At 43.8% G+C, this 14,006-nt stretch carries 11 protein-coding genes; 7 read left to right on the top strand and 4 right to left on the bottom strand.

The features are described 5' to 3' along the window. Window positions 1-90: 90 nt before the first annotated feature. Window positions 91-2,415, top strand: coding sequence for an ethanolamine ammonia-lyase subunit EutB (gene eutB / locus G460_RS0107785; protein WP_026954822.1), 2,325 nt, complete (start codon window positions 91-93; stop codon window positions 2,413-2,415). A gap of 69 nt (window positions 2,416-2,484) precedes the next feature. On the opposite strand, the gene G460_RS0107780 is transcribed toward eutB, so the two are convergent. The 4 genes from G460_RS0107780 to G460_RS0107765 all read right to left on the bottom strand — a co-directional run bounded on the left by G460_RS0107780 (window position 2,485) and on the right by G460_RS0107765 (window position 7,740). Then, window positions 2,485-3,951 carry a Gfo/Idh/MocA family protein gene (locus G460_RS0107780; protein WP_026954821.1) on the bottom strand — a complete coding sequence of 489 codons (1,467 nt, stop codon included), beginning with the start codon at window positions 3,949-3,951 and terminating at the stop codon, window positions 2,485-2,487. Between the two features lie 267 nt (window positions 3,952-4,218). Next, window positions 4,219-5,151: a dihydrodipicolinate synthase family protein gene (locus G460_RS0107775; protein WP_026954820.1), complete on the bottom strand. Its 933-nt coding sequence runs from the start codon at window positions 5,149-5,151 to the stop codon at window positions 4,219-4,221. 6 nt (window positions 5,152-5,157) lie between these two features. Then, the gene (locus G460_RS0107770; RefSeq protein WP_035464105.1) at window positions 5,158-6,162 is read right to left on the bottom strand and encodes a sialidase family protein; all 1,005 of its coding nucleotides are present in this window, start codon (window positions 6,160-6,162) and stop codon (window positions 5,158-5,160) included. Between the two features lie 135 nt (window positions 6,163-6,297). Continuing rightward, complete coding sequence (locus tag G460_RS0107765) at window positions 6,298-7,740, bottom strand: PhoPQ-activated pathogenicity-related family protein (protein WP_026954818.1); 1,443 nt, start codon at window positions 7,738-7,740, stop codon at window positions 6,298-6,300. Window positions 7,741-7,951: 211 nt separating this feature from the next. On the opposite strand from G460_RS0107765, the gene G460_RS0107760 reads away from it, so the two are divergent. The 6 genes from G460_RS0107760 to G460_RS0107735 all read left to right on the top strand — a co-directional run bounded on the left by G460_RS0107760 (window position 7,952) and on the right by G460_RS0107735 (window position 13,967). Then, on the top strand, window positions 7,952-8,542 hold the full coding sequence (locus G460_RS0107760) for a hypothetical protein (protein WP_026954817.1): 591 nt from the start codon (window positions 7,952-7,954) through the stop codon (window positions 8,540-8,542). Window positions 8,543-8,643: 101 nt separating this feature from the next. Then, window positions 8,644-8,856 carry a hypothetical protein gene (locus G460_RS0107755; RefSeq protein WP_026954816.1) on the top strand — a complete coding sequence of 71 codons (213 nt, stop codon included), beginning with the start codon at window positions 8,644-8,646 and terminating at the stop codon, window positions 8,854-8,856. Window positions 8,857-8,934: 78 nt separating this feature from the next. Beyond that, window positions 8,935-10,707, top strand: coding sequence for a tetratricopeptide repeat-containing sensor histidine kinase (locus tag G460_RS0107750; RefSeq protein ID WP_026954815.1), 1,773 nt, complete (start codon window positions 8,935-8,937; stop codon window positions 10,705-10,707). After that, complete coding sequence (locus tag G460_RS0107745) at window positions 10,707-11,444, top strand: LytR/AlgR family response regulator transcription factor (RefSeq protein WP_026954814.1); 738 nt, start codon at window positions 10,707-10,709, stop codon at window positions 11,442-11,444. The genes G460_RS0107750 and G460_RS0107745 overlap by 1 nt, the downstream gene beginning before the upstream one ends. 156 nt (window positions 11,445-11,600) lie before the next feature. Further along, window positions 11,601-12,764 (top strand): PepSY-associated TM helix domain-containing protein, encoded by a 1,164-nt coding sequence (locus G460_RS0107740; protein WP_026954813.1) that lies wholly within the window; start codon window positions 11,601-11,603, stop codon window positions 12,762-12,764. Between the two features lie 198 nt (window positions 12,765-12,962). Beyond that, the gene (locus G460_RS0107735) at window positions 12,963-13,967 is read left to right on the top strand and encodes an aldo/keto reductase (RefSeq protein ID WP_026954812.1); all 1,005 of its coding nucleotides are present in this window, start codon (window positions 12,963-12,965) and stop codon (window positions 13,965-13,967) included. The last annotated feature ends 39 nt before the right edge of the window (window positions 13,968-14,006 follow it).

Raw genomic sequence — 14,006 nt, 5'->3', positions numbered from 1 at the left:
GTGATCATGCGGATTTCTGGTTACTTTCTGATCGGTTTTACCGATGAAACAATAAGCCCAAAATTTATTCATTTGTAACTCCTTAAGATCATGGATCACAAGCTTTCCCGAAAAGATTTTATTACTCAGCTGGGGCTTTTGAGTGCCTCTACCTATTTTTTTAGCTCATGTGGATTGGGTTCCCAGTCAAGGGGTATTGTCTCTGAAGGTCTTCCGCAAATCAAATTGGGTAGCAAAGAGGAGGATGTTTTCTCATATATCCAAAAAGCCAAAAGTGAGTTTGATCTCACTCTTTACCGACAAATCATCGGGGCAGCCAATGAATTCAAAGAAGGAGACCTGACAATCGGAGTAGCTGCTGCATCTGAAGAATCCCGGACCAATGCTAGAAAACTCCTGACTCATACCAAACTCAAGGATTTGGCAACCCACAGTCTTTTTTCGGATGAATTGGATGAACTGATTAGATCTACCACAGCAAGCAATCCAGAACTGGACAATTGGACTTTGGGGGAGTTGAAGACATTTATTCTTTCCGAACGAGAAGAGAAAGTGAAGGAGATCATGCCTGCTTTGAGCAGTGATGTGATAGCCTGTGTGGTCAAATTGATGAGCAACGAGGAACTGATTCTGGTAGGACAAAAGATTTTTAATCCCATTCCCGGTACAAAAATCGGAAGTAAAGGGTATCTCAGCGCGAGGGTTCAGCCCAATTCACCGACAGATAATCCGACAGACATCATCTGGCAGGTATTTGATGCCTGGTCCTATGGCGTCGGGGACTTAGTATTGGGAACCAATCCGGTATCCAGTGATCCCCAATCAGTAGCAGAAATCGAAAAAGCGCTTTATGATGTGATTTCAGTCTTTGGTCTGGAGGATACGATCTCCAATTGTGTCCTCTCGCATATCGATGTGCAGGCTGAAGCGGAAAAAATTTACCCGGGAACTACAGGGATTTGGTTCCAAAGCTTGGCAGGTACGGTGGGAGCCAATCAGACTTTTGATGTGACCATTGCCAAAATGAATGAACACATGGAAAGTCGAAAGGGGAAGTTTGGACTCTATGCAGAGACAGGTCAAGGGGCTGATTTTACCAATGGTCATGGACAAGGTTTTGATATGCTTGTGCATGAGTCGAGGAAATATGGATTTGTAAGAGCCTTGAAACAAAAGCTGGAAGAAGGTAAATCTCCGGAAAGTTTTCCTTGGGTTCATGTAAATGATGTTGCAGGATTTATCGGGCCGGAAGTATTCAAAACCAAAGAGCAATTGGTCAGATGCTGTCTGGAAGATACCGTGATGGGCAAACTTCATGGTTTGACGATAGGACTTGATGTCTGCTCGACCCTGCACATGGATGTAAGTTTGGATGATTTGGATTGGTGTCTTGATCAGATTATACCAGCCAATCCGGCTTACCTAATGGCTCTTCCCACCAAAAATGATCCTATGCTGAGTTATTTGACCACCGGGTTCAACAATCACGTCAAAATCCGGGAAAAGCATGGGTACAAGATCAATGATGCCATGTGGGATTTTTTCAAACGAATCGAAATTATCGGAGAAGATGACAAACCCACCGCGCATTTTGGCGACCCAACTTGGGTTTATTCTCAATATTTACAAGCAAAAGGTGATCTGAGGCCTGTGGAAGAGATTATTTCAGAAGGTAAAAAGGCCATCGCAGAAATCGAAGCAAGAGGAGTACCGATAGCTCAGGGCTATGGCGAAAACTATTGGGATATGGATCCTGCATTGGATCAAAGAGTTCACAGACTCTATGAAGATGCCAAGGAGAGTCTTTGGACTGAGATGACTGAGGAATTTAAGACCTCTATAGCTGGAGCGTTGTCACTAGTGACTCGCTCAGTAGATCGTCAGGATTATGTCTATCATCCAGAAACCGGGGAAAAGCTCCATGCAGAATCAGAATCAAAGCTAAAGAAAATGAGCCAAGGCTGGGGAGGTCAAGTTCCCGAAGTCCAGATTATTATTTCTGATGGGTTGAATGCCAGGTCCTTGATGGATAAGGGACATCTGTTGCCCTTTTTGGAAGGATTAAAACATGAATTACTATCGCAAGGATTACAAGCGGGAGAGTATCCCTTGCTGCTGACGAATGGGCGAGTTCGTGCCGGCTATGCGGCGGGTGAGTTTCTTTTTGGGCAATCTGGAAACACTCAGTCTCCTCGGGGAGTCATTCACGTGATAGGGGAGAGACCAGGGTCTGGTCATCATAATTTTTCTGCCTACATCACTGCCGCCCAAGGAAGTACCTGGGGAGTCACAGGCAAAGTGGATCATGATATCACCCGCGTTGTTTCGGGAATTTCGGATACTGCTCTGAAGCCAGAGATAGCCGCAAGACAAACGGCTGAGTTGATGAAAGACTTGTTTCAAAAATTGTCTTGAAATAGTTAATTCACAAAAAAAAACCGGATTGAGAAATCCGGTTTTTTTTTGATAAGGAGATCGGAGAGATTATACCTCAAATCCTTTTCTATAGGTTCTCCCCACAAATTGGTTTGCCTCTTCCAAATTGGTGATGCGCATGTTTTCACCATCCCACAGCAATTTCTTTCTGCCAAAGAATTCCATTTGACCTTTTTCATTTTCTTTTCTCAATAGGAAGCTTCTGATTGCCAGATTTCCCATCAAAACTGTTTCGGTCATCGGTCCTGCATAGTCAAATGAAGAAGTAAGTCCTTTATGCTCGGTACTTCCAAATCCTGCCTTACAAGCGTCAACCCAAAGTCTTTGATGGCCATATTCTCTTTCGAAGCCTTCTTCTGTCTGAGGGCCCATCTCCACTGTACCATCATTGAGATAAAGTTTTGGCATAAGAGGAGAGGAGTCATTGATATTGGTAGAAATGATTCCTTTGCTACCGATGATCAAAACGCCATTGGCAGATCCTGTACCTCCGATATCGTCATCCGCCGGAATGATTTCTGGGTGAGCTGGTTTGATGCCACCGTCCATCCAGGTCATTTCGATCGGTGCTTTGCTTTTAGGTGTGGCGCCGAAGTGAAGTGTGATAAAGGATGAAGCAGGACATCCATCAGGATGATAATCAGCTGTCCACATACCACTGTATACTGAGCCTACAGAGCATTCCGCATCGGTAGGGTAGTGGAGACCTAGTGTTCTGAATGGAATATCGATCAAGTGACATCCTACATCTCCCAATGCACCTGTTCCGTAGTTCCACCATCCTCTCCAGCTAAATGGGTGTAGATTTGGTGTGTAAGGGATCTCAGGAGATGGACCTAGCCAAAGATCCCAGTCCAATGCATCAGGCTTTTTGCTTGGTTCTGGCTGAGGGAAAGGACCTCCCTGAGGCCATACCGGTCTATTCGTCCAGATTTGAACTTTAGACACAGCGCCGATTTGGTCTTCGTCTATCCATTTCTGCACCAATTTCAAGAGAGGGTTAGACCCACCTTGATTCCCCATTTGAGTCACTACTTTCTTGTCTCGGGCTAGCTGAGTCAGTAGTCTCGCTTCCCGGATATTATGGGTCATTGGTTTTTGCACATAGACATGTTTGCCTCTGTCCATAGCAAATTTGGCAGCTGGTCCATGCACATGATCCGGTGTAGAAATGGTCAACGCATCGATTTCCGGCATTTCTTCGAGCATTTTGCGGTAATCAGCATAGAGCTTGGCATCTGGAAAGTTTTCGACAGATCTTTTTGCAGAACCCGAAAAATCCACGTCACAAAGTGCTACCACTCTCTCTCTACCTCCTACAGAAGCTAGTTCTATATCACTGGCACCTTTGCCACCGGCTCCGATGGCCGCGAGCAAAAGCTGATCTGAAGGTGCAGTATATCCTACTCCTCCCAGGACATTCCTAGGGACAATAAAAAATGAAGATGCGATTGCCGCATTCTTGATGAAATCCCGTCTGGATTGTCCAGGACTTGGCTTATCATTTTCTTTCATAAGACTTTATATTTATAGGGTTTTTGTTATCTAAGTGAATTGAAGGTAGGTGTTCAGTCCTTTTTTTCGAAATAATACTATTTAAATGGTTGAAAATGCCTGTTATTTTTTTGTTTCCTTAAAAACTCAGGTTGGTAATGGTAATCATGAAAATGCTTTAAGCGGCCAAAGAACTGGATTGGTCCAATTTTGTCTGTCTTAAGGTCCTTTCCAGTCAATTCTAGAGGAAGTATAGGATCAAGCAGCTTTCATAGGGGAGCGGCTGATTCATGACTCCAAGATTCTTTGGATTTTTAGTTTTACTTTTTCAAACTTCTTGTGAAAACTTAGTCTCTCTTCTTCCGAAAAACCACGCAGTGGTGGAGATAATATTCCCCCTGAAAGATGATTCAGCTTCATGCATTCTTTCAGTCCCTTCAAGTAGGCACTTGGATGCTCTACATGCTGGTAAAGTTCTCTACTCAGTTCATGGATTAGGGATTGTATTTCCTGTGCTTTGGCTTTTTCATTGTTTTGGTAGTACTCGTAGCAGCGGACATAGAGTGCCGGGAAAGCATTGGCTCCTCCGCTAACTCCGCCATGAAAGCCGAGATCCATCGCCTCCAGTAGCATCTCCTCTGGCCCTACCAAAAGACTAAAGTCAGGTAGTGAAGCAAAAGCTGCTGCCAGTGCTCTCAAGTAATCGGGATTTCCAGTACTGTCTTTCAGGCCAATTATATTGGGATGAGCAGCCAGTTTTTGTGCTGTACGGATCTCTATCGGTGTTTTGGCATGAGAGGGGATCGTGTAGAGTACCAAAGGTAAATCACATCGGTTTGCAAGATCCTTATAGTATTTCTCCAAATCTTCCTGGCTGATATTCATATAGAAAGGAGGTGCGGCGACTACAGCATCTGCTCCGTAATTCTTTGCCATCTCGGCCAGCTCTAGGCTATTGCCCAAGGCACAATCAGTGATACCTACCAGCACTGGGATTTTTCCATCGACTAGTTTGCAAGTTTCTCGGATGAGCTGGATTTTGATTTTCTGGGAAAGAGAAGAAGACTCCCCGGTGGTTCCCAGAATGAAAACTCCATGAGCTCCAGCATCTATTATTTGCTGTAGGATTTTTTTGAGAGAAAAACTATCCAATGTAAAATCCGGCAACAGTGGAGTCACCAGCGGAGGAAAAATCCCCTTGAGAGGCAAGGCAAGGCTCATAGGGTTTTATAAGCTGAGATGGACATATTTGATCTTTTCTCGGTTCCAGGTATAGGTGAGATGCACGGTGCCATCTTTGGCTTGGATGATGGCAGGATAGCTAAACTCTCCCTCTTTTTCATCCTCTAAAACCAGAACTTCTTCCCAGTTTTTTCCGTCGGCTGAGCCTAGCAGGCTTAGTTTCTGACGACCTTTTGGGATGGGATTACAGAGTAAGAGGTGGTATCCATTTTCCAAAGTGACCGCATCGATCCCGGAGTTGTTGTGTACCAGGCCGGTGGATTCCAGTTCAGTCCATGTTTCCCCATTGTCAGAGGACCAAGCAGTAGCGATCACATTCTGCTGGGTACGGCAAAGGATCTGTAATTTGCCATCCGCATGAAATAAAATAGTGGGCTGAATCGCTCCAAAGGGTCCAGTTAATTCATGTTTTTCCCAGGTTTCCAATTCAGGATCTGTGATCTCTACATGGGAAGTCCAGACTCCATTGATTTCATAGCTGCTGGGATGGAGCAGTTTGCCATTGGATAGCTGCACACTTTTGTTTTTGACCGGCCCCAAAAATCCGGGTGGAATTTGAACAGCTTTGGACCAGGTTTTTCCTTCGTCCTGTGAGCTTTTGTAGAGTCCCCACCATTCCCTAGGATTAGGGCCTTCTTTGTAAAATAGAACCAATTCGCCAGGCTGGGTATGAAATAAGACGGGATTCCAAGTTGGATTTCTGAATACCTCATTTTCTACTCCATCTGCCACCATATCTGGCTGCGACCAGCCGCCAGAGGATCTCAGAGCAGTATAGATGCTGACGTCGGGATGTCTTTCGTAGGTCCCGCCAAACCAGGACGCCATGATTCCCTCGGGTGTCTCTATCAGGGTGGAGGCATGGCAGGATGGGAAGGGGGCTGATTCATAAATAAACTCAGATGTGATGACTTTTGGGCTTGGTTTTTCTGGGGAAATCATCGCCCAAAAAAGTGATGAAAGGCCTACGAGATAAAGGAACAAATGCATGATCAAGGAAATAATAGATTATAAACAAGGTCTCAAACTACCAAAAAAGGTGAATTATATCACTCATCCATCCCGTAGTTACTGGAGGTTTTTTGCTGTTCGTATAGCAAGGAACTCTTCTACTTCTCTGAACTCTCAATTTTCCTGAGCCTGATTCCTACTAGGCTCAAATGCTTCAAAAGGGTAAGTCCTAGGAACTACTTCTACGCCAGAGGTGACTTTCAGGGGGCTTTGCCCTACAAAAGTCATCTCAACAAAATATGCTCTAAAGCCTTCTTGAGGTTCTATGAGATTGATTTTGAGTTCTTCTCGAGATTGAATAGGAATGTCCTCAGCTACCCAATTGGGCCCGAACTCATCGATTCTAAAATCTCTGGCCAGCGGATTTAGCGCGGACCAAAGCTTGACAGATTTGGGAAGATTGTCAGGGTCCAGCTTGACGACGATCTGATCCTCGGTGACTTCCCACTCGTATTTTGGTCGTGGGGTTTGATTCAAAATTGAAGCATAAAATGCAATCAAATTGGGGAAGGCATCCGAATCACTCAGGTCATGGCCAAAGTTGGGAACGTATTGCATGTGTTTTTCTCCCTGTAAATCCTTCCAGTAAAACTCCCAGCTGTCTGGTTGGAAAAACTGATCTCCAGCAGCATTGATCAGAAGTTTGGGGATGCGCAGACTATCTATAAAAGAATAAGGTTCCGTTAGTTCCAGAAGTCTATCAAACTCTGGTGTTCCCAACCATTCCATTACTCCTTCGCTGACATAGTTTCCTACAGCAGGTGCCCAAAACCCGTAATTTTTCCAATGATGAACAAAAGATTCTTCTAAGTTGAGCATATCGATCACCACCGGAGCGATCGCTATCACTCGGTCATCAGTGGCCGCAGTAGTCCAGGTAGTCCAGCCTCTTTTGGATGCTCCAGCTACCAAGAATGTTTCAAGTTTGGTTTCTCTGCGGGAGTTGACGACCTCAGATACTGCATCCAAGGCCAATTTGACGGCTTTTGTCATGGGAAATCGTGCCAACCAAATAGCATCTTCATCTTTGGCTCCTCCTTCGAGGAATTTTCTCCAGCCATAGGCGATGATGGCATCTTCCGTTCTTTCTCCTTCGTGATCATCCGCAAAGGTTAAAGGCTGGAATGGGACATTGTGAATCTGAGCCACTACAGAATTAGTCTGTGTCGCCGCGGCCAAGATCAGTTGGTTGGGCTTCGTAGGAAGCTTGGTGCTTCTGCTTCCTCCACCTATCCACATCATACCGGTGTGATGCGGGCTGTCTTTGGGAATAAGTATCGATACCCAGTGCCACCATTCTGTTTCATCGACTAGTTCCTTACTCAGCCAGTGTTGTGAAATCATTTTCAAAACCACGTAATCAAAACCTTCTAGCTCGGTTTGGTGGACAATCTCATATCGAAAAGAAGAATCTGGACTCTGTACATATTGCTCCAACAAGCTTCCGAACTCAATTTGTGGTGGAGTCTCTTCAATAGGCGATTTAGAATCGCAGGAGAAGGCTAGCCAGAGGCAGACGCAGGAGGCAAGATGAATTTTGAAGGATTTGAAAAACATATCGAAATGGAATCAGGTCTATGGTTCACTAAAAGATACCTGAAAAAGATCTATTTGGACTAATGTTTGGCTTTGAAAATCAGATAAGTAATGCAGAAGAATCGCAGGCCTTTAGGAAAATCAAAGAATTCAAGCAGTGAATCAATACACCTTCACAACTAATAAATGCGACTGGAGCTGGAAGATAGAAAAGGCTAGTTTTCATCAAAAAATGAAAAATCGGCATCTTTTGTTTTTAATAGTCGGACTAGCGCTGACTCTACACTCCTGTAGCAGCGGCGAGGATCCGCAGCCAGAGTCAGATTGGTATGTGAAATTTCAGGCCAATGGCACAGCTGTAGCCTATAGTATTGATAGTCCTATCCAGCCGATGGGTTTTTCCTTGGATCAAAGTACAGGTTTGTATCTTGCCAGCACCATTATCTTGGGAGAAGGAAGTGATGGCACCAGGGATTTCTTCAATATTTATTTGTGGAATAACGAACCCTTTGTAGTAGGTCAAAGCTATGAAATGCAAGATCTTTTCTCGATAAATGGAGCTCCATCAGTGAGGATTCATATGAATTATGCGGATTCGGAAGGCAATTTGTACAATGCAGTTCTCCGTCAACGTGAGATCGCAGGAATGAAAATCACCGATGATGCGTCATTGCGTTTTACTGCAATTACACCCGAGTATGTGGAAGGCGTCTTCACCGGAAATCTGCTTGGTCCTATGTCCAATGTGACAGGCCGTGGAGATGAGGAGTTGGTGATCAGCTCAGGAATATTCCGGCTTCCTCTCGTCAACCAAATTCCGTAATTAAACCTACTGAAAATCAGAATTTTTTAAGAATCCTTTTTATCGAATGGCCAGACTCTTTATGAGATAATTGTGTATCTTTTGTTTGGTTTTTTGCTGGTATGAAAAGGTCTCTGGTTGTTGTTTTTTGGCTTTGGGCATTTTCCTCAGTCTTTGGACAAAAGAGGATAGATTCTTTGCTTCAGGAAGTGAGGAAATCAGCAATCTCTGATTCCTTACGAGCTCATTTATACAACGAACTGGCTTTTGAATATGCCATCATCCAACCGGCCATAGGCCATACTTATGCGGATTCAGCGTGGGCATTGGCTTAGGATCTTCAGGAAGCATCTCTGGCTACTTCTGCGATCAACTACAAAGGCATCAATTATTGGTATCAAGGGGAGGATTCATTGGCTTTGATCCATTTTGAGCAGGTATTAGATGCACATCAGCGATCAGGTTACAAAAAAGGACAGGCAAGTGCCATCAATAATATCGCTCTGATCCAGTACAATCGAGCCAACTACCGGGAGGCGATCCAAAGTCATGAAGCGGCTACGGCGATTTTTAAGGAACTGGACCTGAAAAAAAACATCATCAATAGCCTATCCAATACTGGAGTGGTGTTTTTGGCTTTGGCAGATTACCCAAAGGCTCAGGAGTATTTTCTACAAGCCTTGGCGTCCACTCAGGCTAGCGACTATCAGGAGAGGTGCCAGCTCTTCATAAATCTTGGCTTGGTGCAGAAAAATAGAGCCGCTTACGAGGAAGCAGAATCGTACTATTACCAAGCTTTGGAGATTGCTGAAAAGGAAGGATTGAAGCAGTCTGAGGCTTCGATTTTGGGTAATCTCAGTGCCGTGAAGCAGCTTCAGGGTGATTTGCTTCAGGCAGAAAGCTATATCAGGAAGGCCTTGGAAGTGAATCGATCTATCGGAAATAAGCGAAGAATCGCGTCAGATTTCAGTACTTTGGGAATCATTGAAATGGAGAACGAAGATCTCGATGCAGCGGAGAAATATTTGGATAGCGCCCGCAGTTTTTATCTCGAGGTAGGGGAGATTTTGAATTTGTCAAAAGTATTGCTTCAGCTATCAGATGTGTGGCAGATGCAGTCCAAATCGCAGCAGAAAGTTTTGGCACTCCAGCAAGAAGCTGTCAAACTTGCCGAGCAATCTGGTTCCTTGGAAGCTCAACAGGCAGCTTGGTTGGCTCTTTCAGAATCACTCGAGTCGGAGGGTTCTTATCAGTCAAGTTTGGAGGCCTATCGGCGCTACAAGGTTTTTCAGGATAGTATTTTCAATGATGAAAATGAGCGGAAACTGATCGGTGCCCAGATCGGATATGAGTTTGAGGCAAAAGAAAAGGAATTGAAAGCCGGATTTGAAGCTGAAAAGCGAGTCCTGGAGTCCGAAAAAGAGCAAGCTCGCCTCCGCTCCAGCCTGTATTTGATCGGAATCATGGGTTTACTTTTACTCGCTGGGATTAGTTACTTTTCTCTGCGCCAACAAAATAAAAGTAGAAGAGAAAAGTTAGAGGCGGAGTTTAGAACTCAAGCTGCCGAACTTGAGCTCAAAGCGCTCAAGGCTCAGATGAACCCACATTTTATCTTCAATGCGCTGAGTTCAATCAGTAATTTTCTCCTGAAAAATCAAAGTGTAGAGGCAGATCGGTATTTGACCAAGTTTTCCAAACTGATCCGGAGGATTTTGGAGTTTTCAGAGCAAAAGGAAATTTCCTTGCAGGAAGAGATCGACTTGCTGCAGGATTACATAGCCTTAGAGGCTTTACGATTGGGGAAAAATGTCAACTTTTCAGTTCGGTTGGGAGCAGGGATAGCTCCCGAGCAGTTGATGATTCCACCGCTTTTGCTTCAGCCACTCGTGGAAAATAGCCTTTGGCATGGCATCTCACCTATGGAGCATGCAGGGGAGATTGTTCTTTTAGGCGAGTTGGAAAATGATACCCTCCAGCTCATTCTTCAGGACAACGGTGTGGGCATGCAGGATGCGTTTCCTACTCGCCAAAAACATCAGTCCATGGGTATGAATCTGGTGAAAAATCGACTAGCCAACCTCCAAACCCGAAGACAAGGAAGCGAATGGTTGATGTCTTGGCGCAATCTTTCTCCCGGATTTGAAATCAAATTAACCTGCTCACCTTATCCAAATTTTGAAAACTGATGATTCGATGTCTGATCATAGAAGATGAGCCCCAAAGTGCCGAGAGGTTAAGCTTACTTCTGAAGCAAAATCACTCGCATGAATTGGCCTTGCTAGAATGGATAGCCAATCCTCAAAAGGCAATCGAATACCTGAATCATGTCAGTCCGGATTTAATTTTTTTGGATGTGGAACTGGGAGAAATGAGTGCATTTGATTTGTTGGCGCAGCTCAGTAAGATAGACTTCAAGATAATTTTCACCACAGCTCATGAAGCCTATGCGCTTCAGGCGATCAAGCATTCGGCCATGGATTATTTGCTCAAACCAATAGATGCAGACGATCTGGCTCAAGCGGTGATAAAGGTGACAGATCAAAAGAAGTCTTTGGATCTGGAGAGATTGATGGACTATCTCCAACCAGCCCAAAACTTTAAAAAAATAGCGATTCCCATGCAGTTTGGTACCGAATATGTAGCGCATCAAGACATTATCCGTTGTCAGGCAGATGTCAATTATACCCATCTTTTTATCAAAGAAGGTCGAAAGCTGACTGTTTCGAAGACACTTAAGGAGTTTGAAAGACTGCTTTCAGGACATGGTTTTTTCAGGATTCACAATAGCCATTTGGTCAATCTTCAAGAGGTGAAGTTTTACCATAGAGGGAAGGGTGGCTATGTAATCTTAAAGGATGGAACGGAGGTGGAGGTAGCTTCCAGACGGAAAGAAGAGCTCTTACGAGAACTGGGGAAGATTTAAGCTAGCAAAGAAGGAAAAACTGGATCAAATTTTGTTTAGAATTAGTCTAAGTAATATTATTGTAGGTTCAAATCCCTGAATAAATCCAGAGCATGGAAGAAAGTGGTAGTTACACTGTCTTAAACCCTGTTCCTTCTTTATCTAATTGATCTCTCTGTGAGCTTAAAAAAAACTCTTGGTAAAATACACCTATGGCTTGGTCTATCATCCGGCTTGGTCGTATTTATAGTAGCTGTGACTGGCTGTATCTATGCCTTTCAGGCCGAAATCAAAGATTTGACCTATTCCCACTTTTTTGTGGAGCCTCAGGACAGTCCCGTCTTACCTCCCAGTCAAATCAGCAAAATTGCACAGGAAGCGTTCCCGGAAGGACACCTACACGCAGTGCTCTATCCCACTGCTGAGCGATCTGCCCAAGGTATCTTTTTCAGTTATGGAGAAGGATTTGACCACTATCAGATTGCCTATATCAATCCCTATTCTGGTGAGTTGATCGAGTTGAAGGACGAGTATGCTGACTTTTTCCGTATTGTATTAGATGGTCATTTCTATCTTTGGCTACCTCCTGAGGTCGGGCAGCCTGTGGTGGCGAGCTTCACTTTGATCTTTTTGGTGATGGTTTTGACGGGTCTAGTACTTTGGTGGCCCAAAAAGAAAAACTACAAACAAGCATTTTCTATCAAGTGGAATGCTCGATGGAGAAGGAAAAACTACGATCTGCACCAGGTATTGGGATTTTATGTGATGACTTTTGCATTGGTTTTTGCAATCACAGGCCTCGTGTGGGGATTTATTTGGTTTAGAGATGGCTACTATGCACTCACTTCAGGGGGTAAACAATTTATAGAGTACTACACGCCACTTTCTGATTCGACTCAAACCTACAATGCTGACATCCCCGTACTCGATCAGGTTTGGGTCAAGATGAATGCCGAATATCCTGATGCGGAATATATCGAGGTGCATCCACCGGAGTTGGCTCATGGTGCGATAGCTGCCAATGCCAATCCTGATGCAAGCACATATTGGAAAATCGACTATCGTTATTTTGACCAATACACGATGGAGGAATTGTCTGTAGATCACATGTGGGGAAGGGTAGACGAGGCCAGCGTGGCAGATAAGCTACAAAAGATGAACTATGATATCCATGTAGGAGCGATAGGTGGATTACCAGGCAAAGTGTTGGCCTTTTTCTTGAGTGCTATCATTGCCTCGCTGCCGGTCACCGGCTTTTTGATATGGTGGGGAAGAAAATACAAGGCTAAAAAACCTACTGCCAAAAGTTCAAGCTCAAAAGCTAAACTTGCTAGTGTTTAACAAAACCTGATTTTAGAAGCCTTGATGGAGACATCGAGGCTTTTTTCTTCACTGTTGTCACCTATATGAAGCTTAATTTGCTTAAGCCTCATTTCCGGAAGCTTACATTAAACCTTGATTTGGAAACACTTATCCTTGATTCGGAAACATCAATCAATAGTATTATTGAGAATTTTGTGATACATAAAATTTGATACTATGAGCGATTTAAAAAAAGTAAAACTTGGAAGCCAAGGATTAGAAATACCAACAATTGGACTTGGCTGTATGGGAATGACCGATATGATGGGGATGGATACTTACGGCAAGGCTTACGAAGATGAGTCTATTGCCACCATTCATCGATCATTAGAATTGGGCGGTAATTTATTGGATACTGCGGATTTGTATGGTCCTTTAAAAAACGAGCAACTTATTGCCAAAGCAATTCAGGGCAAACGAGACCTGGTAGTCATTGCTTCTAAATTTGGTTTTGAGATTGATGATCAAGGTCAGCAAACGGGAAAAGTAAATGGCAGTAAAGCCTACGTTAAGAAAGCTGTTGAGCGTTCTCTGAAAAATCTGAACACAGATTATATTGACCTTTACTACTTGCATCGAGTGGATAAAACAACTCCAATCGAGGAAACAGTAGAGGCTATGGGAGAATTGGTAAAAGAAGGAAAAATCCGCTACATCGGTCTTTCTGAAGTAGGTTCAGAAACCATCAAAAGAGCACACAAAATACATCCACTTACCGCAGTTCAAACCGAATACTCACTGTTCGAAAGACAAGTTGAAGAATTGGGTGTCCTCGCCACCCTTGAGGAGTTAGGTGTTGGATTTGTTGCCTATTCACCTCTTGGGCGTGGATTTATCACCGGACAGTTTCAGAAACCTGATGATTTACCAGCTAATGATTGGAGAAGATATTTGCCTCGTTTTCAAGAAGATCATTTTTATAAGAATATCGAATTATTACACGAAATTGAAAAAATGGCGAAGGAAAAGGGCATTAACAGCTCACAATTGGCTATAGCGTGGGTAATTGCCAAAGGATACGTACCCATTCCTGGAACTAAGCGACCAAAATACATTGAGCAGAATATTGCGGCTGCTAAAGTAGAATTGACCCAAAGCGAATTGAACCGATTAGAAGAAATTATTCCGCTAGGAACAAAAACAGGTGACAGATACGGTGATATGTCTGATGTCAATGTGTAAATAAAAGAATAATAGCAGGCAAGTCATTGAGCTTGCCTG

This window comes from Algoriphagus vanfongensis DSM 17529 (assembly GCF_000429465.1).
GTDB lineage: Bacteria > Bacteroidota > Bacteroidia > Cytophagales > Cyclobacteriaceae > Algoriphagus > Algoriphagus vanfongensis.
The sequence above is the reverse complement of the archived record's forward strand: the minus strand, read 5'-3'. Positions and strand labels throughout refer to the sequence as shown.

Excerpts from the sequence above, each read along its gene's own strand:
- eutB (WP_026954822.1), top strand. The coding sequence starts at position 91 with ATGGATCACAAGCTTTCCCGAAAAGATTTTATTACTCAGCTGGGGCTT.
- G460_RS0107755 (WP_026954816.1), top strand. The coding sequence starts at position 8,644 with ATGAAAAGGTCTCTGGTTGTTGTTTTTTGGCTTTGGGCATTTTCCTCA.
- G460_RS0107765 (WP_026954818.1), bottom strand. The coding sequence starts at position 7,740 with ATGTTTTTCAAATCCTTCAAAATTCATCTTGCCTCCTGCGTCTGCCTC.
- G460_RS0107775 (WP_026954820.1), bottom strand. The coding sequence starts at position 5,151 with ATGAGCCTTGCCTTGCCTCTCAAGGGGATTTTTCCTCCGCTGGTGACT.
- G460_RS0107735 (WP_026954812.1), top strand. The coding sequence starts at position 12,963 with ATGAGCGATTTAAAAAAAGTAAAACTTGGAAGCCAAGGATTAGAAATA.
- G460_RS0107760 (WP_026954817.1), top strand. The coding sequence starts at position 7,952 with ATGAAAAATCGGCATCTTTTGTTTTTAATAGTCGGACTAGCGCTGACT.
- G460_RS0107745 (WP_026954814.1), top strand. The coding sequence starts at position 10,707 with ATGATTCGATGTCTGATCATAGAAGATGAGCCCCAAAGTGCCGAGAGG.
- G460_RS0107780 (WP_026954821.1), bottom strand. The coding sequence starts at position 3,951 with ATGAAAGAAAATGATAAGCCAAGTCCTGGACAATCCAGACGGGATTTC.
- G460_RS0107770 (WP_035464105.1), bottom strand. The coding sequence starts at position 6,162 with ATGCATTTGTTCCTTTATCTCGTAGGCCTTTCATCACTTTTTTGGGCG.